We start from the raw sequence: 25,561 nt of genomic DNA, 5'->3' as shown, positions 1-25,561 counted from the left end.
CTCATGACCATCCCTTTTACCCGCTGGCCTGAGGATTTTGCCCGCCGCTACCGTGAAAAAGGCTACTGGCAGGATCTGCCTCTGACCCACATCCTGACGGACCATGCGGACAACGATGCGGTCGCGATAATTGACGGCGATCGCCGCATCACCTACCGCGCGTTTAATCAGGCGGTGACGAATCTGGCGTCTGTCCTTCAGGCGCAGGGGCTGCATCGCGGCGAGACAGCGCTGGTGCAGCTCGGCAACGTGGCCGAGTTCTACATCACCTTCTTCGCGCTGCTGCAAATCGGCGTCGCACCGGTCAACGCGCTCTTTAGCCATCAGCGCAGCGAACTCAACGCCTACGCGGAGCAGATCAAACCCGCCGTGCTGATTGCCGATCGCGACCACACGCTGTTCGCGGGTGATGATTTTCTCAATACCTTTGTGGATGCGCATCGCTCGGTACGCGTTGTGCTGCTACGCGGCGATAAGGGCGAACACGCGCTGGAGGCGGCGATTGCACGCCCGGCGGACAATTTCATCCCGAACCCGACGCCCGCCGACGAAGTGGCGTTCTTCCAGCTCTCCGGCGGCAGCACCGGCACGCCGAAGCTGATCCCGCGTACGCACAACGACTACGACTACAGCATCCGTCGCAGCAACGAAATCTGCGGTATCACTGCGCACACCCGCTATCTGAACGCGCTTCCTGCGGCGCATAACTACGCCATGAGCTCGCCGGGATCGTTAGGCGTTTTCACGGCGGGCGGCTGCGTGGTGCTGGCTAACGATCCGAGCGCCACGCTCTGCTTCCCGCTGATTGAGCAGCATCAGATAAACGTCACCTCACTGGTGCCGCCCGCGGTCAGCCTGTGGTTGCAGGCGATTGCCGACGGCGCGGGGAACGCCCAGCTGAAATCCCTCGAACTGCTCCAGGTAGGCGGCGCACGTCTCTCCGCCACGCTTGCGGCACGTATTCCGGCGGAAATTGGCTGCCAGCTTCAGCAGGTGTTTGGCATGGCGGAAGGGCTGGTGAACTACACCGCCCTCGACGATGCGCCGGAGCGCATCATCAATACCCAGGGCCGCCCGATGTGCCCGGACGATGAAGTGTGGGTGGCGGACGAGGACGGCAACCCGCTGCCGCGCGGGGAAGTCGGGCGTCTGATGACGCGCGGCCCTTACACCTTCCGCGGCTATTTCAATAGCCCGGAACACAACGCCAGCGCCTTTGATGCCAACGGTTTCTACTGCTCGGGCGATCTGATCGCCATCGATGAGCAGGGTTACATCACCGTGCAGGGGCGCGAGAAAGATCAGATCAACCGCGGTGGCGAGAAGATCGCCGCCGAAGAGATCGAAAACCTGCTGCTGCGCCACGACGCGGTGATCCACGCCGCGCTGGTGAGCATGGAAGACAGCCTGCTGGGCGAAAAAAGCTGCGCGTACCTGGTGGTGAAACAGCCCCTGCGCGCGGTGGAGGTGCGCCGCTTCCTGCGCGAGCAGGGCGTCGCCGAATTTAAGCTGCCGGACCGCGTGGAGAGCGTGGATGCGCTTCCGCTCACGCCGGTCGGCAAAGTTGATAAGAAACAGTTGCGCCTGTGGCTTGCTGAACGCGCCCGGGGCTGAGGAACAGATAATGGCCATTCCAAAATTAACCGCATACGCGCTGCCAACCGCCGCCGAACTGCCGACCAGTAAAGTGAACTGGGCGTTTGAACCGGAGCGCGCCGCGCTGCTGATCCACGATATGCAGGAGTATTTCCTGAACTTCTGGGGCGAAAATAGCGACATGATGCAGCAGGTAGTGGCGAACATCGCTAAACTGCGCGCGTACTGCAAAGAGCACAATATTCCGGTGTACTACACCGCGCAGCCGAAAGATCAGAGCGATGAAGACCGCGCCCTGCTGAACGATATGTGGGGGCCGGGCCTGACTCGCTCGCCGGAGCAGCAGCGCATCGTCGCTGAGCTGACCCCGGACGAAGCGGACACCGTGCTGGTGAAGTGGCGCTACAGCGCGTTTCACCGCTCGCCGCTGGAGCAGATGCTTAAAGAGACCGGGCGCAACCAGCTTTTGATCACCGGCGTGTACGCCCACATCGGCTGCATGACCACCGCCACCGACGCCTTTATGCGCGACATCAAACCGTTCTTTATCGCCGACGCGCTGGCGGATTTCACCCGCGACGAGCACCTGATGTCGCTGAAATACGTGGCAGGACGTTCGGGCCGCGTGGTGATGACCGACGAACTGCTGCCGTCCGTTCCGACAACGAAAGCCGCGCTGCGTGAGCTGATCCTGCCGCTGCTGGACGAGTCCGACGAGCCGATGGATGACGAAAACCTGATCGACTACGGTCTGGATTCAGTGCGCATGATGGCGCTGGCCGCCCGCTGGCGCAAAGTGCACGGCGACATTGATTTCGTGATGCTGGCAAAAAATCCGACCCTCGATGCCTGGTGGGCGCTGCTCTCCCGCGAGGTGAAGTGATGGCTTTTGATTTCACCGGTAAAACGGTCTGGGTGACGGGCGCGGGTAAGGGCATTGGTTATGCGACCGCGCTGGCATTTGTGGAGGCCGGGGCGCAGGTGACCGGGTTCGATCTGGCTTTCCCTCACGGCGAATATCCGTTTGCCACCGAAACGCTGGACGTGGCGGATGCGGCGCAGGCGAGTGACGTCTGCGGGCGTTTGCTCAGCAGCCTTGAGCGGCTCGATGTGCTGGTTAACGCGGCGGGCATTCTGCGTATGGGCGCGACGGATCAGCTCTCGCAGGAGGACTGGCAGCAGACCTTTGCGGTCAACGTCGGCGGCGCGTTCAACCTGTTCCAGCAGACGATGGGCCAGTTCCGTCATCAGCAGGGGGGGGCGATTGTGACGGTGGCCTCTGACGCGGCGCACACGCCGCGCATCGGCATGAGCGCCTACGGCGCGTCGAAAGCGGCGCTGAAAAGCCTGGCGCTGACCGTCGGGCTGGAACTGGCGGGCAGCGGCGTACGCTGTAACCTGGTGTCGCCGGGTTCAACGGATACCGACATGCAGCGCACCCTGTGGACCAGCGATGATGCGGAACAGCGGCGCATTCGCGGCTTTGGCGAGCAGTTCAAGCTCGGCATTCCGCTCGGTAAAATTGCCCGTCCACAGGAGATTGCTGCGACCGTGCTGTTCCTGGCATCCGATGCCGCCAGCCATATCACCTTGCAGGATATCGTGGTGGACGGCGGCTCCACGCTGGGGGCGTAATGATCTGGAAACGTCATTTAACGCTCGAGGAGCTGAACGCCACCAGCCTGAATACGATGGTGGGGCACCTTGGCATCGTCTATACCCGCCTCGGGGACGATACGCTGGAAGCAGAGATGCCGGTGGATGCCCGCACCCACCAGCCGTTTGGCCTGCTGCATGGCGGCGCCTCGGCGGCGCTGGCGGAAACGCTGGGCTCAATGGCCGGTTTTCTGATGACCCGTGACGGGCAGAACGTGGTGGGCACGGAACTGAATGCCACGCACCACCGCGCGGTCTCTCACGGTAAGGTACGCGGCGTGTGTCAGCCGCTGCATCTGGGCCGTTCCAGCCAGAGCTGGGAGATCGTGGTGTTCGACGAGCAGGGGCGGCGGTGCTGTACCTGTCGGTTGAGTACGATGGTGTTGGGGTAAGTCATTCAGCTGAAAGTGATCGGCTTAACACTGTGGTGTAAATCTCTGGTTTGACCACGCATTATTGCGTTTCAAAGTTGTTAAATTTTATCCGTTGTTCTAGAAACAAAATGTAACATCTCACTGTTTCACAACAACGGACAACAACTATGAACAACTCAGGGAAATACCTTACGTGGGCGGTGCTCTCCGTGGTGGGAGCCTTTGCCCTGGGCTATATCGCCCTCAACCGGGGGGAGCAGATCAACGCGCTGTGGATCGTCGTCGCCTCCGTCTGCATTTATCTGATCGCATACCGTTTTTATGGCCGCTATATCGCTAAGACGGTACTGGGCGTAGACGGCACGCGCATGACGCCGGCCGTGCGTCATAACGACGGTCTGGACTACGTGCCGACCGATAAAAAAGTGCTGTTCGGTCACCATTTCGCGGCGATTGCCGGGGCAGGCCCGCTGGTGGGGCCGGTACTGGCCGCGCAGATGGGCTACCTGCCAGGGATGATCTGGATCCTCGCGGGGGTGGTGCTGGCGGGCGCGGTGCAGGACTTCATGGTGCTGTTCGTCTCCACCCGCCGCGACGGTCGTTCACTGGGTGAGCTGGTGAAAGAGGAGATGGGCGCAACCGCCGGGGTGATTGCGCTGGTGGCGACCTTTATGATCATGGTGATCATCCTCGCGGTGCTGGCGATGATCGTGGTGAAAGCCTTGACCCACAGCCCGTGGGGAACCTATACCGTCGCCTTCACCATTCCGCTGGCGCTGTTTATGGGGATCTATATCCGCTATCTGCGTCCGGGGCGCATTGGTGAAGTTTCAGTTATTGGCCTGGTGTTCCTGGTGTTTGCCATTATCTCCGGCGGCTGGGTAGCGGAAAGCCCGACCTGGGCGCCGTTCTTCGACTTCACCGGCGTGCAGCTGACCTGGATGCTGGTGGGCTATGGCTTTGTGGCGGCGGTGCTGCCGGTGTGGCTGCTGCTGGCCCCGCGTGACTACCTCTCTACCTTCCTGAAAATCGGCACCATCGTCGGGCTGGCGATCGGCATTCTGATTATGCGCCCGACCCTGACCATGCCTGCGCTGACCAAATTTATTGACGGCACCGGCCCGGTCTGGACCGGTAACCTGTTCCCGTTCCTATTTATCACCATCGCCTGCGGCGCGGTGTCGGGCTTCCACGCGCTGATCGCCTCCGGAACCACGCCGAAGATGCTGGCGAATGAAAATCAGGCCTGCCTGATTGGCTACGGCGGCATGCTGATGGAATCCTTCGTGGCGATTATGGCGCTGGTTTCGGCCTGTATTATTGACCCGGGCGTTTACTTTGCGATGAACAGCCCAATGGCGGTACTGGCCCCGGCCGGCACCGTTGACGTGGTTGCCTCTGCCGCGCAGGTGGTCAGCGGCTGGGGCTTTACGATTACCCCTGAAACGTTGACGCATATCGCTAATGAGGTCGGCGAGCAGTCAATTATCTCCCGCGCAGGCGGGGCGCCAACGCTGGCGGTGGGCATGGCCTACATTCTGCACGGCGCGCTGGGCGGGCTGATGGATGTCTCGTTCTGGTATCACTTCGCCATTCTGTTCGAGGCGCTGTTTATTCTGACGGCGGTGGATGCCGGTACGCGTGCGGCGCGCTTTATGTTGCAGGATCTGCTGGGGGTGATCTCCCCGAACCTGAAGCGTACCGATTCACTCCCGGCTAACCTGCTGGCGACGGCGCTGTGCGTGCTGGCGTGGGGCTACTTCCTGCATCAGGGCGTGGTCGATCCGCTCGGCGGGATTAACACCCTGTGGCCGCTGTTCGGTATCGCCAACCAGATGCTGGCGGGCATGGCCCTGATGCTCTGTGCCGTAGTCCTGTTCAAGATGAAGCGCCAGCGTTACGCATGGGTGGCGCTGGTGCCAACGGCGTGGCTGCTGATCTGTACCCTGACCGCGGGCTGGCAGAAAGCCTTCAGCCCGGACAACAAGGTGGGCTTCCTGGCGATCGCCAACAAGTTCCAGGCGATGATCGACAGCGGTAAGATCCCGGCGCAGTACACCGAGTCGCAGCTGTCGCAGCTGGTGTTTAACAACCGTCTGGACGCCGGGCTGACCATCTTCTTTATGGTGGTGGTTGTGGTGCTGGCGTTGTATTCTCTGAAAACCGCGCTGGCGGCGCTGAAACTCGACACACCGACGGCGAAAGAGACGCCGTATGAGCCAATGCCTGAGAACCTGGACGAGATTGTCACCCAGGCGAAAGGGGCGCATTAACCCGTGTGCCGGGTGGCGGCTTCGCCTTACCCGGCCTACATTTCCTGTGAGATCAGAACTATGTTCGACACCCTTTCCAAAGCAGGTAAATACCTGGGCCAGGCCGCTAAAATGATGATTGGCGTGCCGGATTACGACAACTACGTCGAGCATATGCGCGTCAACCACCCGGACCAGACGCCCATGACCTACGAAGAATTTTTCCGCGACCGTCAGGACGCCCGCTACGGCGGCAAGGGCGGGGCGAAGTGCTGTTAACCCTCTTTTGGTAAATAGAGGCTGATCTGCTCCTGTTTACAGCCGTAAATTGCCGCCAGCTTTTCGCGGGTGCGCTTTTGCGGTCGGGAGTCCAGCGCTTCCAGCTGTGACACGACGGACTGGCTGATGCCAAGCTTCTCCGCCACCTCCTGCTGGGACATGCCGCGTAAAATGCGCCAGGCGGCCTGTAGGCTGACGTTCTCGTTATGCATGACGTCGCACACTTCCCCCGGTAAACCTACGTTATCGTAGATATCTGATTCATAAGGGATGTCTTCCCAGTCGCTTTCATCCTCATCGTCATACTCAAGCGTGGCTAAACGCATGCGAAAATATTCACTATAAGGAATGACAACATACTGTTTTTTCCCTTCTTTATCCTTTATGAACTGAACAGTCATATTCCGTATGCTCCTCATGAAGGTAGGTGGTTGTTGTCCGGCGTTTAACCGCCACTACGTAGCAGATATCACCCGGCGGATCCCCGAAGGTGTAAATTACCCTGTAATCACCTAATCGCAGCCTGTAGTGGTTTTCGGGAGATGATAATTTCTTGATATCCGCGACAGGTGATGTTTTATCATCCATCTTCTCCAGCCTGAATTTAATGCGGTTCTGATATCGCGTATCGATTTTAGAAAATTGCTTCTCAGCGGTCTTTGACCAGACAATCTTCATCCGTACCTCCACTGTACGCCCACACAAAATATAAGGAAATAATAAGACTATTAGATAAATTCCGAATTTCTTATGGGTTACTGTAGAGCGGAGAAAAACCGCGAGAAAGCGGCAAACCGCGAATCGTCGAGGCGGCTCGAACAGGCCTCTGCCGGGCGACAGAGGCATACAGTAAATTTGCGATCAGGCGTTCAGACCGCCGTCGACATCCAGACCGGTGCCGGAAATTTGCCCCGCAGCCGGGCTGGCGAGGAAGGTGACCGCCGCTGCGATATCCTCCGGCTGGCCGTAATGGCCCAGGGCAATAAGCTGACGCTGAGAGTCAGCCTGCTCGCCGTCTTCCGGGTTCATATCGCTGTTGGTCGGGCCGGGGTGGACCAGGTTGACGGTAATGCCGCGCGGGCCTAAATCGCGGGCCAGACCTCGGGTGAGGGAGTTAAGGGCAGACTTGGTCATCGAGTAGACGGCGATCCCCGGCTGTGCCACGCGGTTCGCCAGACAGCTACCGATGTTGATGATGCGTCCGCCGTCAGACATATGCACCAGCGCTTCCTGAATGGCGATCACCACGCCGCGGATGTTGACGTTGATCAGAGCGTCGATGTCCGCCAGGGTCATGGACTCCAGCGGGCCGCCGCGCGCAATCCCGGCGTTATTGACCAGAATATCCAGCCCGCCGAGGGAGCGCGCCGCCTGCGTGACCGCATCCTGAATCGCCTGCGCGCTGGCGCTGTCGGCCTGAATCGCCTCGCCGTGTCGCCCCAGCGCGTTGATCTCATCGACAACCTGCTGGGCTTTATCGACGGATTTTTCGTAGGTGATAACCACATCGGCACCGGCGCGTGCCAGCGACAGCGCAATCGCCCGACCCAGCCCACGACTGGCGCCAGTAACCAGCGCCTTTTTACCTGTTAAATCGATCTGCATGATGACCTCGTTACGAGAGTGGAGAGAATCATCATTAGGTATAGCCCGTCGGCGCGATTAACGGCTGAAGGATTCCACCTTCGCAAACGCGGCGCGCAGCACCTCAGGCGTTAACGTCACCGGCAGATAGTGAATCGACTCCACCGGGCGCAGGGTGTGGGCAATGACCTTATCCAGCTCGTCGCGGTTGTGAATATCGACGTCCAGCTCGCGAAGCGTGGTCGGCAGATTGAAGCGCTGGTACGCCGCCACCAGCTGCGCCAGCACGTCGTCCTGACCGAGCAGGGCGCTCTGCACCAGAATGCCGTAGGCCACCTTGGTGCCGTGCAGGTATTTTTCCGTCTGCGGCAGCACGGTTAAGCCGTTGTGCACCGCGTGCGCCGCCGCCACGCGGGTATAGCGCTCACCCAGACCGCCGACCATTCCGCCTCCGGCAATAATCGCATCCACCACGTCCCGGAACGCCTGCGTCTGTTCGCCGCGCTGCTGATCCGCAAGCGCTTCTTCGCTGCGTGCCAGCAGCACGTCACGGATCGCCAGCGCACCGTTCAGGCCAAGACGCACGGTCAGCGGCAGACTCTCAGGTTGAGGGGCGAGCACCGCCGCTTCGTACCACTTCGCCAGCGTATCGCCGATGCCCGCCAGCAGATATTCCGCCGGGGCGTTAAGGATGATCTGCGGCTCCACCAGCACCAGAAAGTTGGCGTCGTCAAAAATCTCAAACTGTAGCGCCTGACCGGCATCGTTGTACCAGACGGAGAGCGGGGTCCACGCCGCGCAGGTGGCGGCGATAGTGGGAATGCCTACGAACGGCACGCCCAGACGACGCGCCACGGCCTTGACGGTATCCATTACCGCACCGCCGCCCACGCCAATCACCACGCTGGTTTCACTACCCGACTCGTTCACCAGATGGGTGACGTCACGCTCGCTGCAATGGCCCTTAAACAGCAGATGTTTTGCCCCCGTCGCGTTAAAACTCTGCGGCAGATAAGGGCGTGCGCCCTCGATTGCCCGCTCGCCGTAGATCCACACCGCGCGGGAAAGCTGTTCCGGAGTAAAGAAATCATCCAGGTGGGCAAGGCTTCCCGGATGAGAGAAGTAGTTCGCCGGGCCGGGCACGACGCGGATATCGGTGTTGCTCATGAAGTTGTCCTTTTTTAGCAAGCGCTAACCCGATGTTATGTCTGGACATCCGGATGGCTAATAATATTTTGCTTTAACTTATGCCTTTTACGTCGTTGTCAGTCAACAAGAGCTGTGAAAAATTCGCTAAATCAGAAGAGTAATGAAGGATTTACGCGGATGGTTTCCAGTCGCCTTGAGATGCGCGGTATCAGCCTGGCCTTTTCCGGCTTTCAGGCCCTGTCGCGCGTGGATTTCACCCTGAACGGCGGGTCGGTGCATGCGCTGACCGGCGCCAACGGCGCGGGGAAATCGACGCTGATGGCGGTGCTGTGCGGGACGCACGATCGTTATGAAGGCGAAATTTGCATTAACAACCAGCCGGTAAGTATCCGCGAGCCGCTGGACGCCAAACGGCTGGGTATCCACCTTGTGCAGCAGGAGGTGGATGTTGCGCTCATTCCCGGGTTAAGCATTGCCGAAAACATCATGCTCGACCAGCTGGCGCATCCGGGGCATCGCTACAGCTGGCGCGACATCCGCCAGCAGGCGCGGCAGGCGCTGGCGCAGCTGGATGTTTCGCTCGACGTACGCCGCTCCATCGACAGTTGCACGCTGGCTGAAAAACAGCAGATTTTGCTGGCGCGGGCGCTGTCGCACCACTGCCGTTTTCTCATCCTTGATGAGCCCACCGCGCCGCTGGACGCGCACGAGAGTGAGCGTCTGTTTGCGGTAGTAAGACGTCTGCAACAGCAGGGTATCGGCGTGGTGTTTATCTCTCACCGCATTCACGAGCTGAAGGCCATCTGCGACACCCTGACGGTGCTGCGCGACGGCAGGCTGATTGAGTCCGGCCCGATGGCGGATCTGAGCGGCGAAGCGATTGTTGAGAAGATGCTCGGCCACGAGCTGAGCGATATCTATCCGCCCCCGCGCCCGCCGCACGGTGAGGAGACGCTGCTGCGGGTGGAAGGGCTGCACGACGATGCGCTGCTGAAAGATATCTCCCTGCACCTGCGCAAAGGTGAAATCCTCGGCATTGCCGGGCTGGCGGGGGCGGGGAAAACGGAACTCTGCAAGGCGCTGTTTGGCGCCAGCAAAAGCCGCGTAGCGCGCGGCGAGCTGAACCATCAGGCCTGGAAACCGCGCGATCCGGCAGACTCGGTACTGCGCGGTCTGGCGCTGGTGCCGGAGGAGCGGCGCAAAGAGGGCATTTTTATCGACGAGCCGGTGAGCATGAACCTTGCCGTGTGCGCCGATAACAGCTTCTCGCGCTGGAGCCTGTTTGGTCATCGTCAGGCGTGGCGCTGGGCAGAAGAGGTGATTGCCCGCGTCGGCGTGCGCACGCGCGGGCCGGGGCAGGTGCTGCGACGCTTATCCGGCGGTAACCAGCAGAAGGTCGCCATCGGCAAATGGCTGCGCAATGACGCCAGCGTGCTGATATTCGACGAGCCGACCAAAGGCGTGGACGTGAAGGCCAAAACCGATCTGTTTCAGCTGATCGACGGCCTGGCGCGCGAGGGCAAAGGTGTCATTTACGCCTCGGGCGAGTTCGCCGAGCTGGTCGGGCTGTGCGACCGCATCTGCGTACTGTGGGACGGGCGCATCGTGGCGGAAATCGCCGGGGCCGAGGCCCGGGAAGAGACACTACTTTATTATTCAACCGGAGGAACGGCGTCGTGAGCAAGGCCCTTTCAGTGAATGCGGCGGCGTCTGGCCGTCAGCAGATTTTCGATTTTCTCTACAGGTGGGGCATGCTGTTGACCGTCGTCGCGCTGGTGGCGGTGTTTGGCCTGGCGTCGGACAGCTTCCTCGATCCGAACAACATCATCAACATTCTGCGCTCGATTGCCATCGTGACGGTGATTGCCATCGGCGTCTCGATTTCGCTGACCGTCGGCGGGTTCGATCTCTCGGTGGGGTCAACCGCGTCGCTGGCGAACGCGCTGGTGATTTCGCTTTTCGTCTGGCACGGCTTCGGCACCACCGAGTCGATTCTGCTGACCCTTGCGCTCTGCACGCTGGTCGGCCTGTTTAACGCCTTTCTGATCGTCATCCTGCGCATTCCGGACATGCTCGCGACCCTTGCCAGCCTGTTTGTCATCCAGGGCGTGGCGATGACCTACAGCTACGGCGGGTCGATTACCGAGAACATGGTGCTGCCGAGCGGCGACATGGCGGAAGGGACCATTCCGGCGGCGTTCAGCCTGCTGGGGCAGGTGCCGACCATTGTGATCGTCATGCTGGTGGTGACGATTCTGGCGCAGCTTGGCCTGTCGCTGACCACCCACGGACGCCGGATGTACGCCATTGGCGGCAACCCGGAAGCCGCGCGTCTCTCCGGTATTCGCACCACGCGCTACAAGGTGGCGGCCTACGTGATCGCCTCGCTGCTGGCGGGACTGGGTGGAATTTTGCTGGCTTCGCGTATCGGTTCATCGCAGGTGAATGCGGGGGGCGGCTACCTGATGGATGCGGTGGCGGCGGCGTGGATCGGGTTCTCGCTGGCCGGGTCCGGCAAGCCGAACGCGTTGGGCACGCTGGTGGGGGCGGTGATCCTCGGCGTGCTGTCGAACGGGCTGGTGATGCTCTCCGTGCCGTATTACGCCATGGACATTATAAAAGGGCTGGTGCTCGCGATGGCACTGGCGATTACTTACATACAAAAACGCTGACAACACAACGGGATAATAAATGAAAAAGATTGCGCTCTCTTTGGTAGCTCTTGGATTACTCACTTCTTTGCCGGGCCTGGCGGCTACCCCCGCGCCGGTTCCGGCCGCCATTGCCAGCCATGACGGCCCCATTCGCATTGCGGTGATCCGCAACCTGGGCTCGGACGACAACACCACGCAGTTTGTTGCCGGGGCGATTCAGGAAGGGAAAAAGCTCGGCTTTAAGGTCAGCACGTTTTTAAGTAACGGGGACGACGCCAGATTCCAGGATTTCGTGAACCAGGCCATCAGCCAGAAATACGACGGGATTATTCTCTCTCAGGGGCGCGATCCGTACTCCACCGCGCTGGTAAAGAAGGCGGTGGATGCCGGGATTAAAGTTTCGGTGTTTGATACCGCCGTGAACGGCGAGATCCCGGGCGTAACCGTTACCCAGCAGGACGATGCCTCCCTGACCAACCTCTCTTTTGGTCAACTGGCGAAAGATTTCAACGGCAAGGCCAATATCGTCAAGCTGTGGGTCGCGGGCTTCCCGCCGATGGAGCGCCGTCAGGCGGCGTATAAAGAACTGCAAAAGCAGTATCCGGAGATTAAAGAGCTGGAGTCCATCGGCGCGGTCTCCTCTGACGTGCAGGGCGACACCGCCAACAAGGTGGGGGCGATCCTCGCGAAATACCCGAAAGGTAAAATCGACGCCATCTGGGGGACCTGGGATGCCTTCAGCCAGGGCGCGTATAAGGCGCTGAAAGAGAACGGCCGCACCGAGATCAAGCTCTACAGCATCGACATCTCCAACCAGGATCTCCAGCTGATGCGCGAGCCGGGTAGCCCGTGGAAGGTGAGCGTGGCGGTAGATCCGAAGCTGATTGGCGCGACCAACGTACGCCTGATCGCCAATAAGATTGCCGGAGAAGCGACGCCTGCCACCTACGATTTCAAGGCGGCGGCTATTCCGCAGGCGCTGCTGACCGCCCAGCCGGGCGCGGTGAACGTGGCGTCGCTGGGGAAAATCATTCCAGGCTGGGGCCAGACGGAAGATTTTATCGCGCCGTGGTTTGCGACGCTTGCCGCTAAAAACAAGTAAACCAAGCCGGGTGGCGGCTGCGCCTTACCCGGCCTACATTTCGCACCCGTAGGCCCGGTAAGCGTAGCGCCACCGGGCGTAAGGAGCATAAGGTGTCTCAATTACCCCCTCCCGAATACAGCCGCAATATGCGGCTGATTGGCCATAGCGACCAGGGCGGTCGTCCGGACGGTGTACAGCTGATGGTGCACCGTGGTTTCGCCTATATCGGTCATATGGTGTCGCAGGGCTTTTCCATTGTTGACGTGCGCGATCCGAAAAAACCAAAAGCCGCAGGTTACGTGCCCGCGCCGCCGGGTACCTGGAACGTACACCTCCAGGCGCACGACGATTTGCTGCTGGTGATCAACGCCCGGGATCTGTTTGCCGATGCGCGTTTTGCCGATGAGAAGGTCTACTACACCCGCCAGGTGGGGGAGACCGTCAGCGACGTGCAGGATAAAGTCTGGAGCGCCGGGCTTCGCGTCTTTGATATCTCCACGCCGGACAGGCCACGCGAAATCGGCTTTCTGTCGCTGAGTGGCATCGGCATTCACCGCATCTGGTACGTCGGCGGCCGCTGGGCCTACGTTTCAGCGCTGATCGACGGCTTTACCGATTACATCTTTCTGATCATCGATCTTGCGGACCCGCGTAAGCCTGAAGTCGCGGGGCGCTGGTGGCTGCCCGGGATGAACCAGGCCGAAGGTGAGAAGCCGGGCTGGCCGGAAGGCAAACGCTACGCGCTGCACCATGCGATTATTGCCGGCGACACCGCGTATGGCAGCTGGCGTGACGGCGGCCTGACGCTGCTGGACGTGAAGGACCGCACCCGGCCTAAGCTCATTAGCCACCGTAACTGGAGCCCGCCGTTTGGCGGTGGGACGCACACCGCGCTGCCGCTGCCGGATCGCGACCTGCTGGTGGTACTGGACGAGGCGGTGCTGGATAACCAGCAGGACGGCGAAAAGCTGATCTGGCTGTTTGATATCCGCGAGCCGTCGAATCCGGTAAGTATTGCCACCTTCCCGCAGCCGGATGAAACTGACTACGTGGCGAAAGGGGCGCATTTCGGCCCGCACAACCTGCACGAGAACCGGCCGGGAAGCTTCGTCAGCTCAACGCTGATCTTCGCGACGTACCAGAACGCGGGCGTGCGGGCGTACGATATTTCGAACCCGTATCGACCGGTGGAAACGGGAGCGCTGGTGCCCGCCGCGCCGGAGAGGATGATGGATACGCGGCCCAACCGCCCGCAGGTGATCCAGTCGTGCGACGTGTTTGTGGATGCGCAGGGGATTATTTACAGCACGGACTATAACGGCGGGATGTCGGTGATTGAGTATCTGGGGTGAGTGCGGTTTGATGCCCTCACCCCGGCCCTCTCCCACAGGGAGAGGGAGAAAATCAGCTGTACTGCCGCACCCGTGCCACCAGCTCTTCCGCGCTGTCGATGCGGTCGGCAATGACAATCAGCGCTTTACCGAGGGATATTGCATGGCGGAGGCATTCGTGGCGCATGGCTTCATCCTGGATGGTATCGATATCCGCCACGTGTGAAAGCCCGACGCTGCGGCGAATCAACTCGGTGCCGCAAAACCCGATGGCGTCATGCCAGACCTTTTTCAGGAACGCGGAGGCATAGCCCGGCGCGCTGAGTGCGGCGTCGCGGGCTTTCTCGTTTACCAGCGCCTGGAAGTGCTCCGCGAAGGTGTTCCACAGTTCCTGAATATCGGTCAGGCGCTGCTCGCGCGCGGCGGCGGCATCGCGAATGCCGAGGTGCCCAGGCAGGCCGCAGAAGTTCAGCAGCAGGTTGCCGATGGCGGTGCCAACGTCAAAGCCAATCGGCCCAAAATAGCCGAACTCAGCGTCGATGGCCTTCAGGCTGCCGTCGGCCACAAAAATCGAACCGCTGTGAATGTCTCCGTGCAGCAGGGCTTCGGCGTGCGAGAAAAAGCGGTGCTTGAGGGAGGCCACGGCGATTTTAAGCTGGGCGTCGTCGCGCAGGGCGGCAACGTCGTTTTCCAGATCGGCCGGGTAGCTGTTGCGCGCGTGGATCTGGTACGGATCGTTAAAGAACAGATCTTCGGTGATCTCGCACATCTCCGGGTTGATGAATTTCGCTACCTGCGCTTTTTTATCGTGCGGATGCAGATAAAAATCGCTGGTGTGGAACAGGGTGTGAGCCAGATATTCCCCCAGCTGACGCGCCGCCTGGGGGTAGTAAATGTTGTTAATCAGCTCGCCGCGCCAGATGCGATGGCTGGAGAGATCTTCCATCACCATCACCGCCAGTTCCGGGTCAAAGTGGTGGATTTTCACCGTGTGCTGCGGGCTGTGCTGGTAATGCTCGACCAGGGTTTGCGCTTCAAGACGGGCACGATCCAGCGTCAGCGGCCAGGATTCGCCGACGCAGCGTACATAGGGCAGCGCCTGCTTAACGACGATGCGGCTCACGCCCGCGCGGTCGAAAATTTTAAAGACCAGGTTGAGGTTGCCGTCGCCGATTTCCTGCGCCTCTACCAGCGATGAAGGATCGTCAAGTCCGCCAAACTGCCTGGCATACTCCACGGCGTCCTGAGCGGTAAAGGTACGGTATTGCGACATGGACTGCTCCTCAGTTTTGCTAATTAAGACATGTAGACGTCTATACATCTGGATTTCATCCTGACACAATGTGCTACAACAACGCAACAGGGAATTAACGACATGCAGACATTACAGACGACCAGCCTGCGGGTGGCGGATAATCAGCTCTTTATTCTCGACCAGCAGGCGCTTCCACAGGAGAAACGCTGGCTGGATGCCTCGACGGTCGAGGCGCTGGTCGGGCACATCCACGCCCTGCGGGTGCGCGGCGCGCCGCTGATTGGACTCTCTGCAAGCCTGCTGCTGGCGCTGTTAGCGGAAAGCGGCAAAAGCCGCGACGAGCTGGCGGTGGCGCTGGAAACCCTGCGCGCCTCCCGCCCGACGGCGGTGAACCTGATGAATAACCTCGATCGCATGAAGATTGCGCTGTGGCAGGAAGATTATATTCCGGCGCTGGTGGCTGAAGCGCTGCGGCTGATTGACGAAGACAAACGGCTCTGTGACGCTATTGCCAGTGCGGGCAGCGCGCTGGTGAAGCCCGGCAGCCGTCTGCTGACCCACTGCAACACCGGCGGGCTGGCGACGGCGGGCGTCGGTACCGCGCTGGGGGTGATTGCTCGCGCGCATCAGGAAGGCAAGGTAAGCAACGTCTGGGTGGATGAAACCCGTCCGCTATTGCAGGGCGGCAGGCTGACCGCGTGGGAACTCGGCGAGCTGGGCGTACCGTATCAGCTGATTACCGACTCCATGGCCGCCAGCCTGATGGCAAAAGGGCAGGTGGACGCCGTGTGGGTGGGTGCAGACCGCATTGCCGCCAACGGCGACGTGGCGAACAAAATCGGCACCTATTCCCTGGCGGTGCTGGCGAAGTTTCACGGCATTCCGTTCTACGTCGCTGCCCCGCAAACGACCCTCGACCCGGACTGCCCGAACGGTGACGCAATCCCGATTGAGCAGCGCGCGGCCAGTGAAGTGACGGGCGTGGCGGGGAGCTTTGGCGCGGTGCAGTGGGCGCCGCAAGAGGCGCAGGTCTATAACCCGGCGTTTGACGTCACCCCCGCCTCGCTGATTAGCGGCTGGGTGCTGGATACAGGCGTGGTCACACCGGACGAGGTAGCGAAAGGGAAATTTGCCTGAGTCCGGCTATCCTTTAAGGGCGTTCCCTGAGAGGACAACATCGTGACGCTCGATCCTGACACAGACTTAAAACTGGAGCGCGTGGTGGATGCACCGCGCGACCTGCTGTGGCTCTGCTGGACCACGCCGGACCACATCAAAAACTTCTTCATCCCTGCACCGCATAAGGTGATCGACTGCGACCTCGATCTGCGCGTGGGTGGGCGGTTCAATACCATATTTGAGGTGGATGGGCAGCGGATGGATAACCGGGGCGTGTTTCTTGAAATCGACCCGGGGAACAAGCTGGTCTTTACCGACGGTTATACCGAGGGCTGGAAGCCTGCCGAAAAGCCGTTTATGACGGCGATCCTGCTGCTGGAGGACGTTGGGGAGGGCAAAACCCGCTACACGGCGATTGCGCGTCATCCGACGAAGGAAATCCGTGAGCAGCATGAGCAAATGGGCTTCCACGAGGGGTGGGGCGTGGTGCTGGATCAGCTGGTGGGGTATGTGAAGTCTCTTCAACCCCCTCTCCCTTGAGGGAGAGGGTTGGGGTGAGGGGGAGAAGGCGTTGATCATGTTGAAGACAGATTTCTCTTTTTTGTATTCCTCATCTGACGAAATACTGGCGCTCCCTTTTCATCAAAATATCTTTCCGGCCATATCACATCAGGCGGAATGTCTAGCGCCTGAGCGATAAGCAATTCACCTTTAGGCCATGGTCGGGTAAGCGCATTTGCCAGTGTGGATGATGAAAGCCCAGCCTTTCGAGACAAGGCTGCGAGGCTTGTTCCATGTTTCTTTAGTGCGGCGATAATATCGGCTGAGTGCCAGTTCTGCTGACGCATTTTGTCCTCCTTAGGTGTGTTTGTTACGCACTCAATTATCCTGTTTTGGGATAAAAACACAACGGGAGGATATTCGATTTCAGGATATTTGTATGGAATCGGAACAATGGCCTCAGTTTACTCGGATGAATACCAGCGTGTTATCAATGCGTTGAAGAAAGCTCGTAAAGAGAAGGGGATTACTCAGGCCCAGCTTGCGGAGGCTTTAGGGAAACCCCAATCGTTTATCGCTAAAGTGGAAAGTGGTGAACGCAGGTTAGACGTGGTGGAGTTTGTGCATCTGGCGAGATTACTTAGCTTAAGTAACGAAGAGGTCCTTACTATTTTACAATCTTTAATATGTTAAAATTATGGGCGCATTATATTTTTAGCGCCCTAACTCAAAAATTACTCAATCTATCTCGTCATCTCTATCATCTTTATTATAAATATCAGATATCGCAATTTTTATATCTAATGCTTTATGCAACAATTTATGTACTTTGATATGACTTGCCCTCTTTATTTCAGCTTTATTTACAGGACCACTATCTCTGAAAGACCATTTATATGGAGTTAAGGGGCTAACTTTGAATCCTATCGCACTAATATTGTATAAGCATAAAAATATCTCGTTAATGACATCAGATTCTCTTACTTCGCTATTGAGCATTTTAGAAGCGATGATTGCGCATGGGTCATTAGTATTTTGAATGGCGAGTTCCGATGCTACAGATTCTATGTTGTTTTTAGGAATAAGTGTTCGGGTGAATTTTTCTGGAACCTCTCTGAGGATTTCTATAGTTTCTTCGAAAGATGGATATATATCTCCCCATTCTTCTTTTAAAGAACGCAATCTTTTTTCTGAATAAACACTTTCAGCTTTATGAATGGAATCCCAGGAGATTCGTTCTCTGTTGAGTGCTATTTTAAAACATTCATTTACGAACTGTAAAACATCCCTTGGCCGATATAGTGTTCTCTCTATAATATACTCGATTGGCAACATTCCCTTACTCCCTCCTTTGGGGGATGGGAAAAGATCATTAATTTCGACGTTTTCTCTTGTATATTGTTTTTTGAAAACCTCTTGGATTCTCTTTGAAACTAACTCATTAAGTTGATTTGCGGTCCATTGAAGATCAAGAATATATGATTCGTACTTCTCCTCTTGAAATCCAGAGCCTCTTGTGATATTGAATACAGATTTAAGAAGGTCATGTCTTAAAGCAGCTATTATCTTGACGTTCTTGATACGTCTGAATACTTTTATCTCTTCAATTAATGCTCTTATGAATTTATATCGAGTGTTGTTTTCGGCCCAGTTTTCATCAAGCTGATCTATAACAATGTAATGTTTCTTTTGAAGATCTGAGAATGAATGTTCTGCAAGCATATCGAGAACTTCATTTAATTTTTGAATTTGCATTCCACTAACAACCTCAGAAGCTCTTTTCTTTATTTCATGCTTATCTTCCTCAGATATTCTCTTGGCTGCCTCAGCATTTAATTCAATGCCATGAAGTGCTGCTCCTATTTTGGCTTTAGTGTCATTCTCAAGTTTTTTTGTTATTTCTCTCAGGTGTGTGTCTGTGTCAATCCAAAATTTATCACCCCATTCTCTAAAATATTCTAATGCGCGTTTCCTGATTTCATCTTTTCTTAAAAAACTAGCTAAGCTGGTGAGGAAATTTCTTGTGTCACTCTCGCTGCTTATATCATGACGTATTTTTAAAAACTCCATTATAAGTATGTGTCGCCAGAGTATTTTATAGAATAAATCTAAATTTATGTCTAGCGCTTCAAAAAAAGAAATAATATCAGAGTGCTCAAGAAAACGGATTGATATATCGTTAGGATCAAGCTTCTTGTATCTATATGCTTTATTCATTACTTTGTGCAATAATGCGCTTTTCCCTGCTCCAGTTCTTCCTACAACAATAGACGATGTATCATTAGTATCTAGTAATTTTGATAGATATCCACTATCTACAAAGCATTCATCAAGTAATTGTGTATCGGATTCGGCATCGAGTTCGCCAATCCTCAAGTTTTGTCGTATTATTATTGGATTTTTTGCCATGTTAATCTCTTTGGGAATAAGTAATAATCATTAACGATAATTTATTTTTATAGAATATTAGTTGTGTTTTTTATTGAATGAAGTAAAGTATTTGTGATTTGCTTCGCAAATTTAAGAATAAGATATAATTTATAAAAGTTCCTTCATCTTGAAGGAACTGTACTTGTTTATTTGGATATTATTTTAGGCGTGGATACGCATCCGCAATCGCATCCCCGGTAAACTGCGCCACCCAACCCTCCGGGTTATCGAAAATACGAATCGCCGTAAAGTTCGGCTCTGAGCCCATATCAAACCAGTGCGGCGTGCCCGCGGGTACGGAAATCAGGTCGTTTTTCTCGCACAGCACCTGGTACACCTCATCGCCGATGTGCAGGCAGAATAATCCCGCTCCTTCCACGAAAAAGCGCACTTCGTCTTCGCCGTGGGTGTGTTCGTTCAGGAACTTCGCGCGCAGCGCCTCTTTCTGCGGATTGTCGGCGCGCAGGCTGATCACATCCCAGCTCTGGTAACCTTTCTCTGCCACCAGCTTGTCGATCGCATGCTGATACGCCGCGATCACGGCTTCAGGCGCGGGATCGTGCCCTAAATCGCGATCCGCAGCCCAGCGTTCAAACCGCACGCCTTTGGCGTTCAGCTGTTGGGCAATCTCGGCGGCGTCGGTGCTGTGCCACTGGTGCTGACTGGCGTCTTTATCGGAATAAATGGTCAATGCGCTCATGAAGGGATCTGCTCCGGATTAATCTCGTCAAACTGGTGGATCTGATGATGATGGCTTGCGCCGTCATCTTCACCGCGAATCAGTTGCAGGGTGCGAAAACCCGCCTGTTCAGCCGCGTCCAGCTCCTGATGAATATCCGACAGAAACAGGATCTGCGACGGGGCAATGCCCGTTTGCGCCGCAATATTTTGATAAGACTGCACCTCGCGCTTGGCGCCAATGTGGGTATCAAAATAGCCGCTGAACAGATGAGTAATATCACCTTCGTCGCTGTAGCCAAATAACAGTTTCTGCGCGGCGACAGAGCCAGAGGAATAAACATAGAGATCAATCCCTTGCGCCTTCCATTTTTCCAGCGCGGGCAGTACGTCAGGATAGAGGTGTCCGGTAAAGTCACCGTTGACGTAACCGTCCTGCCAGATGATGCCTTGCAGGGCTTTGAGCGCCGTCGATTTGCGGTCTTCATCCATAAAGGTAAACAGTACGTTGATGAGATCGCTGACGCTGGCATGCGGAGCGCTGATTTCATCGCGCAGGTTGTCCAGAATCGATTTGACCGGCTCGGCGTACTGCTGCGCGGTCACGAAGGCCGCCAGCCGCTCACGCGCGTAGGGGAACAAAACATCATGGACAAAACGGATATCGCTGGTGGTCCCTTCAATATCCGTCACAATCGCGCGAATCATACTCTCTCCCATTGTCGTAAACGCATTTCGCATTCAAATAAGAATTCTAACCCTTCCAGATGACGGCGGGCTTCGGCCACGTCGCGTCCCCAGCAGGTTAAGCCATGACCGCGCAGAAGAAAACCATAATTAAGCGGGCGTTCCTGCGCGTAATGGGCGATGCGCGAGGCGAGGGCGTCGATGTCCTGGTCGTTATCAAACACCGGGATGGCCACCGTATCCTGGTGCGTGGTCTGCCCGGTAAGGGATTTTTGCATCTCGAAACCGGTGATCTTCAGCTCGGCCTCGTTGACCAGACGCGACAGCACCGTGGCATTGACGGTGTGAACGTGCAGGACGGCGTTAGCCTCGGGAAACAGGCGATAGATGAGGGTATGCAGCCCGGTCTCTGCCGACGGTTTACGGCCAGACGGCGCACGGTTGGTGGCGATTTCAACCTGTAGAAAATCGGCGGTGGTCAGGCTGCCTTTATCTTTTCCGGATTCGCTCAGCCAGCACAGGTGTTCATCCTGACGCACGGACATATTGCCGCCGGTAGCGGGCGCCCAGCCTTTAGCGCCAATCCAGCGGCAGGCCTCGACCAGGTGTGTGAGTTGCAGGTTGTCTGTCATTTCCTTTTACCCTCTCGGTCAGGAATATTTATATCGTTTAGACGTCTAAGCGTCTTGATTGCCAAAGACTAACATCGTGTTATAGTGTCAGCAACATAAGTATTACAGGCAGGCACACTACAATGAGCAATAACCCGTTGATCCCGCAGAGTAAACTTCCAAATCTCGGCACGACGATTTTTACCCAGATGAGCGCTCTGGCGCAGCAGCATAACGCCATTAACCTCTCGCAGGGGTTCCCGGATTTTGACGGCCCGCGCTATTTGCAGGAGCGTCTGGCGTACCACGTGGCGCAGGGGGCAAACCAGTACGCGCCGATGACCGGCGTGCAGGCGTTGCGTGAAGCCATTGCGGATAAAACGGCTGAGCTGTATGGCTATAAACCTGATGCGAACAGCGATGTCACGGTAACCGCAGGGGCGACCGAAGCGCTGTATGCGGCGATAACCGCCCTGGTGCGTACGGGCGATGAGGTGATTTGTTTTGACCCGAGCTACGATAGCTACGCCCCGGCGATTGAACTGGCCGGCGGCGTAGTGAAACGCGTGGCGCTCCAGCCGCCGCATTTTCGTCCGGACTGGCAGGCGTTTGCCGCGCTGCTGAGCGATAAAACCCGGCTGGTGATCCTGAATACGCCGCACAACCCATCGGCGACGGTGTGGCAGAAGAGCGATTTTGCCGCCCTGTGGCAGGCCATCGCCGAACGTGAAATCTATGTTCTGAGCGACGAGGTGTATGAGCATATCTGCTTCGCCGAAGAGGGGCATGCCAGCGTGCTGGCGCATCCGCAGCTTCGTGAGCGTGCAATCGCGGTATCGTCATTTGGCAAAACCTACCATATGACCGGCTGGAAGGTCGGGTACTGTGTGGCGCCCGCCGCCATCAGCGCTGAGCTGCGTAAAGTGCATCAGTATCTGACGTTTGCGGTGAACACACCCGCTCAGCTGGCGCTGGCGGATATGCTGCGCAGCGAACCCGGACACTACCGTGAGCTACCGGATTTCTATCGTGCGCGTCGGGATCGGTTTGTGGCTGCGTTGAGCAAAAGCCGTCTGGAGATTTTACCCTGTGAAGGGACCTATTTCCTGCTGGCCGACTACAGCGCGATTTCCGATCTGGACGACGTGAGTTTCTGCCAGTGGCTGACGAAAGAGGTGGGCGTGGCGGCCATTCCGCTGTCGGTGTTCTGCGCCGATCCCTTCCCGCATAAGCTGATCCGACTTTGCTTTGCGAAGCAGGAATCGACGCTGCTGGCAGCGGCAGCGCGGTTAAACGCGCTCTGACTATTTCACCGTCCAGGCTTCAGAAAAACGACGGTCTGCGAAGAGTTCGAGCAGACCGTTGATTTGTTTGAGGCGCAGCACTTCGTCGCTATCCATACCCAACTCCTGGCCAATTTTCTGCTCACTCCAGCCCATAAGCACCAGCTCGCGCACGATTTCTGACATGGCGTTGATCTGGTGGCGTCCGCGCGCGCGGTTGTGGCGAATGGTCGCAGCCATGCGGTCGAACTTTTCCTGCCGCGCTTTACGCAGGCAGGTGACAGGAAGGTAACCCTTAAGCTGGCGCTTCAGGGTCGCCCGGTTACTGCCGATATCATGGCGGTGAAAACCATCGACAATTTCGTAGTGCTGTGGCGCATTTTCCGTCACCACGATAGGCTGTGTGAATCCATCCAGCTCCAGTGACTTGCTGAGCAGCCGCTTTTCCGGTGGCGCGACGTTATTTGGGTTGTAATCGTTAGCGCTGATGTTTGTCTTTTTTATCCACAATACGCAATCGACGGGCTGATCGCGAAAAGGGCTGATTTCATGTAATGCCTGACGAAACGCATTAATAGCGGTTATTCGCTCTTCCTCAGAAAGTGCCTGAAGGTACGTTTCCATTTCGGTGATTATTCGTTGTTGCATAAAATCCCCCATTCCTTGCGTTTTGCTTTCACTCTGTCGCTGTAGCGCTGATAGTGTTTGGGCTTATTTGGGCTAAACGAAAGTGCCCGGCACCAATAGTCATTGTTGAGTAAAACCTTACAAATGCGTCGCCAGGAGGGGATATCTTTTGCACCAATGTCACCCTCCTGCGTATCGGGAATATCGTTCATGCCTCGCTTTTGATACCAGTGGAGATAAACCGCGATTTTATTGCGGTAATGTTCCGCCGTATTTTGCGGCATGCTGTCGAGTAGCAGCATGGCGTATTCGCGCCAGCCAAGATGGTCTGGTTTCAGGATCTTCCGGTGGCCATAAAAATGGTTATCGTGCCCGGCATAAATACCGCCGCTGCGCACCCCGCAGGCACGCTCACACATCGCCGCCCAGCGTTCGGGTTCAATGACATGATAGAGCCACAAGCCCTGACGCTGTTCCGGGCCAAACGGTTCGCAGATGCGCATATAACGCGGCGGCACCCCCGCCTTGTACATCAGGTCGTATAACGGGTTATAGCAACATTTCGATTTCGCGAACCACGTCCAGATGTCGGCGGTTTTCCAGTCGTACAAAGGGTAGATATACCAGGTGTGCCCGCCCGGTGCGACGGTCGTCCAGGGTTTATCGTCAGAAAAGCGCTGCTTACGTGCCGACGCGATAGCCAGAAAGCGGTTGTAGGATTCATCGGCGCGGATCCCCACCATGACGGCGGCAGGACGTTTTTGCGCATACCATTCGGCAAACTCTCGCACGAAGACTTCAAACGTCATTCCCTGCTGATAAAAATCGAAATAGTGATAATCGGTAATGGCATCTTCCGGTGGCTGGCGAACCCAGTTTGTCCCGGGTTCCCAGCACTGCCATTCAGGTTGAAACTGTGACAGGGCGTTCTGGGTCGTGAGCGGAAGCGCTACCCACCAGAACTGATGGATAACATCCCGATACTGCGTTCTCATCGTGTCAACATGCTGAATGGTTGAGGAGAATTGCGCTTCCCAGTCCAGAAAGATGACATCTATTTTTCGCTTTAATTGCCGTGCTTGCTGGGCAACGAGATGCAGCATCACGGTAGAATCTTTTCCACCGGAAAAGGAAACGCATACCCTGGAGAAATTGTTTAGCGTCCAGTCTATGCGTTCCGCTGAAGCGTCTAAAACATTTTCCTGTAAAGGGATTTTATAGATCGACATGGTTAATCGCATCCTGCGTGCTAAATGTCTGGAAAAAATTAAGACGATATTATGAAATCTTTTTTCATTATTTTCACGGGATCATTTTTTCAGTTTGCGATTTTTATATTCATCATATAAATGATTTTACGCAGATGGAGCGGAAAGACAGAGTTTATGCATTTTCTCAATGAACGTTGAAAAAACGCTGCTGTTCAGCGATGAACGGCTGTAAAGCATATAGACATGTATTTCGGGCAATTCAAATGGGTCGGCGATCCGTTTTATTTTTAACGTCTCTTTATAGGCTTCATAGATTGATACGGGTATAAAGCCTAACAGATCAGATGAACTGACCATGGAGATTAGCGAAATGATGGAGTCCGTGCGAAAAGCAATATCTCTTTCCGGGAAAAGGTCATTGGCACGATTCTGGAACTCTTTAACGCCCGGGTGCGCACTCTGGTAAAAGGTGAATTTTTCCCGGTATAACGCTTCAAGACTGACCGTATCGGCGAGTCTTGGATGGTTTTCTCGGCAGATTAACGCTATTGGCACCGTGGCAAAGTGAGAACACACCACAGAGCGATTCTTAATTGGGGCAATAGTAAAGATCAGGTCGGCTTTACGGTAGGCGAGCAGGTCCTCTGCGGATTCCGGAGATATAAGCATATCTCGTTGTTCTATCTCGTAATTTTCCTCTGACATTAGCAGCTTCATTGGTTCGAGCATATAGCCGGGCGACATCATTTGAGAGCAATAGATAACGAACTTTTTCTTGATGTCCGAGTGATGCATCATGTTGATCGTCTGCTCAATTTGGTTGAGATTCTGTTCAAGATGATGATGCAGGTTGGTGCCCACCGTGGTCGGCGTAATTCCCTTACCTGAGCGGATGAACAGGGGGTCATTGAGCTGGCCACGCAGACGTTGCAGCGACTGGCTCACGGCGGATGGCGTGATATAAAGTGTCTCGGCAGCCTTACTGATACTGAGATGTTGGTAAATGCATTCGAAGATGACTAACAGATTGAGATCGAATTTTTTTAGGTCGTAGAGGTTGGCCATGTTTCGTCCTGAGTGTGCTGTGTTTGCTGTCGTTATCACATCATGGAGTACGACAGAGGGAAGTTACCTTTAACAATCCGTGGGGGTAACTCGCTTAATTTAAAAATTAAGTGATCTTAATATATCACGGCTTTG

General features: G+C 56.2%; 27 protein-coding genes. 14 read left to right on the top strand and 13 right to left on the bottom strand.

From position 1 onward, the window contains the following. Window positions 1-3 precede the first annotated feature (3 nt). The 6 genes from entE (at window position 4) to SK54_RS17610 (ending at window position 6,157) form a co-directional block, all read left to right on the top strand. A complete protein-coding gene (entE, locus tag SK54_RS17635) occupies window positions 4-1,614 on the top strand; it encodes a (2,3-dihydroxybenzoyl)adenylate synthase EntE (RefSeq protein ID WP_017382511.1) in 1,611 nt (536 codons plus the stop codon). A gap of 10 nt (window positions 1,615-1,624) precedes the next feature. Beyond that, window positions 1,625-2,479, top strand: a complete 855-nt coding sequence (locus SK54_RS17630) for an isochorismatase (protein WP_015571175.1) — start codon at window positions 1,625-1,627, stop codon at window positions 2,477-2,479. Continuing rightward, the gene (gene entA / locus SK54_RS17625) at window positions 2,479-3,231 is read left to right on the top strand and encodes a 2,3-dihydro-2,3-dihydroxybenzoate dehydrogenase EntA (protein WP_015571174.1); all 753 of its coding nucleotides are present in this window, start codon (window positions 2,479-2,481) and stop codon (window positions 3,229-3,231) included. Before SK54_RS17630 ends, entA begins: the two co-directional genes overlap by 1 nt. After that, window positions 3,231-3,644, top strand: coding sequence for a proofreading thioesterase EntH (gene entH, locus SK54_RS17620; RefSeq protein ID WP_015571173.1), 414 nt, complete (start codon window positions 3,231-3,233; stop codon window positions 3,642-3,644). Before entA ends, entH begins: the two co-directional genes overlap by 1 nt. A 149-nt stretch (window positions 3,645-3,793) precedes the next feature. Continuing rightward, window positions 3,794-5,899 carry a pyruvate/proton symporter CstA gene (cstA, locus tag SK54_RS17615; protein ID WP_048247679.1) on the top strand — a complete coding sequence of 702 codons (2,106 nt, stop codon included), beginning with the start codon at window positions 3,794-3,796 and terminating at the stop codon, window positions 5,897-5,899. 60 nt (window positions 5,900-5,959) lie between these two features. Beyond that, a complete protein-coding gene (locus SK54_RS17610; protein ID WP_006809671.1) occupies window positions 5,960-6,157 on the top strand; it encodes a YbdD/YjiX family protein in 198 nt (65 codons plus the stop codon). On the opposite strand, the gene SK54_RS17605 is transcribed toward SK54_RS17610, so the two are convergent. The 4 genes from SK54_RS17605 to SK54_RS17590 form a co-directional block, all read right to left on the bottom strand. Beyond that, on the bottom strand, window positions 6,154-6,558 hold the full coding sequence (locus SK54_RS17605) for a helix-turn-helix domain-containing protein (protein WP_048247677.1): 405 nt from the start codon (window positions 6,556-6,558) through the stop codon (window positions 6,154-6,156). The genes SK54_RS17610 and SK54_RS17605 overlap by 4 nt on opposite strands. After that, window positions 6,533-6,835 carry a type II toxin-antitoxin system RelE family toxin gene (locus tag SK54_RS17600; RefSeq protein ID WP_015571170.1) on the bottom strand — a complete coding sequence of 101 codons (303 nt, stop codon included), beginning with the start codon at window positions 6,833-6,835 and terminating at the stop codon, window positions 6,533-6,535. The genes SK54_RS17605 and SK54_RS17600 overlap by 26 nt, the downstream gene beginning before the upstream one ends. A gap of 183 nt (window positions 6,836-7,018) precedes the next feature. After that, window positions 7,019-7,762, bottom strand: coding sequence for an SDR family NAD(P)-dependent oxidoreductase (locus SK54_RS17595; RefSeq protein WP_017382507.1), 744 nt, complete (start codon window positions 7,760-7,762; stop codon window positions 7,019-7,021). 57 nt (window positions 7,763-7,819) lie between these two features. Beyond that, entirely contained in the window at window positions 7,820-8,908 is a 1,089-nt protein-coding gene (locus SK54_RS17590) for an oxidoreductase (protein ID WP_045334387.1), read from the bottom strand. Between the two features lie 159 nt (window positions 8,909-9,067). Between SK54_RS17590 and SK54_RS17585 the strand changes: the two genes are divergently transcribed. The 4 genes from SK54_RS17585 (at window position 9,068) to SK54_RS17570 (ending at window position 13,980) form a co-directional block, all read left to right on the top strand. After that, a complete protein-coding gene (locus SK54_RS17585; RefSeq protein ID WP_015571168.1) occupies window positions 9,068-10,570 on the top strand; it encodes a sugar ABC transporter ATP-binding protein in 1,503 nt (500 codons plus the stop codon). Beyond that, window positions 10,567-11,562, top strand: coding sequence for an ABC transporter permease (locus tag SK54_RS17580; RefSeq protein ID WP_032103096.1), 996 nt, complete (start codon window positions 10,567-10,569; stop codon window positions 11,560-11,562). Before SK54_RS17585 ends, SK54_RS17580 begins: the two co-directional genes overlap by 4 nt. 19 nt (window positions 11,563-11,581) lie before the next feature. Continuing rightward, a complete protein-coding gene (locus SK54_RS17575; protein WP_015571167.1) occupies window positions 11,582-12,646 on the top strand; it encodes a sugar ABC transporter substrate-binding protein in 1,065 nt (354 codons plus the stop codon). A gap of 92 nt (window positions 12,647-12,738) precedes the next feature. Then, complete coding sequence (locus SK54_RS17570; RefSeq protein ID WP_072202462.1) at window positions 12,739-13,980, top strand: LVIVD repeat-containing protein; 1,242 nt, start codon at window positions 12,739-12,741, stop codon at window positions 13,978-13,980. Window positions 13,981-14,032: 52 nt separating this feature from the next. On the opposite strand, the gene mtnK is transcribed toward SK54_RS17570, so the two are convergent. Next, the gene (gene mtnK / locus SK54_RS17565) at window positions 14,033-15,232 is read right to left on the bottom strand and encodes an S-methyl-5-thioribose kinase (protein WP_039271365.1); all 1,200 of its coding nucleotides are present in this window, start codon (window positions 15,230-15,232) and stop codon (window positions 14,033-14,035) included. Between the two features lie 102 nt (window positions 15,233-15,334). On the opposite strand from mtnK, the gene mtnA reads away from it, so the two are divergent. Continuing rightward, complete coding sequence (mtnA, locus tag SK54_RS17560) at window positions 15,335-16,351, top strand: S-methyl-5-thioribose-1-phosphate isomerase (protein WP_017382501.1); 1,017 nt, start codon at window positions 15,335-15,337, stop codon at window positions 16,349-16,351. 42 nt (window positions 16,352-16,393) lie between these two features. Continuing rightward, complete coding sequence (locus SK54_RS17555) at window positions 16,394-16,873, top strand: SRPBCC family protein (protein ID WP_017382500.1); 480 nt, start codon at window positions 16,394-16,396, stop codon at window positions 16,871-16,873. A 35-nt stretch (window positions 16,874-16,908) separates the two neighbouring features. On the opposite strand, the gene SK54_RS22175 is transcribed toward SK54_RS17555, so the two are convergent. Then, window positions 16,909-17,181 (bottom strand): helix-turn-helix domain-containing protein, encoded by a 273-nt coding sequence (locus SK54_RS22175; RefSeq protein WP_017382499.1) that lies wholly within the window; start codon window positions 17,179-17,181, stop codon window positions 16,909-16,911. Between the two features lie 106 nt (window positions 17,182-17,287). Between SK54_RS22175 and SK54_RS17550 the strand changes: the two genes are divergently transcribed. Next, on the top strand, window positions 17,288-17,527 hold the full coding sequence (locus tag SK54_RS17550) for a helix-turn-helix domain-containing protein (protein WP_017382498.1): 240 nt from the start codon (window positions 17,288-17,290) through the stop codon (window positions 17,525-17,527). A 45-nt stretch (window positions 17,528-17,572) separates the two neighbouring features. Here SK54_RS17550 and SK54_RS17545 read toward each other — a convergent pair whose 3' ends face one another. From SK54_RS17545 to SK54_RS17530, 4 genes are all read right to left on the bottom strand, one after another. Beyond that, complete coding sequence (locus SK54_RS17545) at window positions 17,573-19,243, bottom strand: P-loop ATPase, Sll1717 family (protein ID WP_048247674.1); 1,671 nt, start codon at window positions 19,241-19,243, stop codon at window positions 17,573-17,575. A gap of 178 nt (window positions 19,244-19,421) precedes the next feature. Beyond that, on the bottom strand, window positions 19,422-19,964 hold the full coding sequence (locus SK54_RS17540; protein WP_047734263.1) for a 1,2-dihydroxy-3-keto-5-methylthiopentene dioxygenase: 543 nt from the start codon (window positions 19,962-19,964) through the stop codon (window positions 19,422-19,424). Then, a complete protein-coding gene (gene mtnC / locus SK54_RS17535; RefSeq protein ID WP_006809660.1) occupies window positions 19,961-20,650 on the bottom strand; it encodes an acireductone synthase in 690 nt (229 codons plus the stop codon). The genes SK54_RS17540 and mtnC overlap by 4 nt, the downstream gene beginning before the upstream one ends. Continuing rightward, entirely contained in the window at window positions 20,647-21,261 is a 615-nt protein-coding gene (locus SK54_RS17530) for a methylthioribulose 1-phosphate dehydratase (protein WP_017382494.1), read from the bottom strand. The genes mtnC and SK54_RS17530 overlap by 4 nt, the downstream gene beginning before the upstream one ends. A 122-nt stretch (window positions 21,262-21,383) precedes the next feature. Between SK54_RS17530 and SK54_RS17525 the strand changes: the two genes are divergently transcribed. Further along, window positions 21,384-22,544, top strand: coding sequence for a pyridoxal phosphate-dependent aminotransferase (locus SK54_RS17525; RefSeq protein WP_047728256.1), 1,161 nt, complete (start codon window positions 21,384-21,386; stop codon window positions 22,542-22,544). Here SK54_RS17525 and SK54_RS17520 read toward each other — a convergent pair whose 3' ends face one another. The 3 genes from SK54_RS17520 to SK54_RS17510 form a co-directional block, all read right to left on the bottom strand. Further along, window positions 22,545-23,171 carry an IbrB-like domain-containing protein gene (locus tag SK54_RS17520; RefSeq protein ID WP_047717946.1) on the bottom strand — a complete coding sequence of 209 codons (627 nt, stop codon included), beginning with the start codon at window positions 23,169-23,171 and terminating at the stop codon, window positions 22,545-22,547. After that, window positions 23,156-24,379: a phosphoadenosine phosphosulfate reductase gene (locus tag SK54_RS17515; protein WP_032103104.1), complete on the bottom strand. Its 1,224-nt coding sequence runs from the start codon at window positions 24,377-24,379 to the stop codon at window positions 23,156-23,158. The genes SK54_RS17520 and SK54_RS17515 overlap by 16 nt, the downstream gene beginning before the upstream one ends. Window positions 24,380-24,505: 126 nt before the next feature. Continuing rightward, complete coding sequence (locus tag SK54_RS17510; protein WP_032620085.1) at window positions 24,506-25,426, bottom strand: DNA-binding transcriptional repressor CitR; 921 nt, start codon at window positions 25,424-25,426, stop codon at window positions 24,506-24,508. Window positions 25,427-25,561: the final 135 nt, after the last annotated feature.

It is taken from the genome of Enterobacter sp. MGH120 (genome assembly GCF_001037725.1).
Taxonomy (GTDB): Bacteria; Pseudomonadota; Gammaproteobacteria; order Enterobacterales; family Enterobacteriaceae; genus Enterobacter; species Enterobacter hormaechei_C.
The sequence above is the reverse complement of the archived record's forward strand: the minus strand, read 5'-3'. Positions and strand labels throughout refer to the sequence as shown.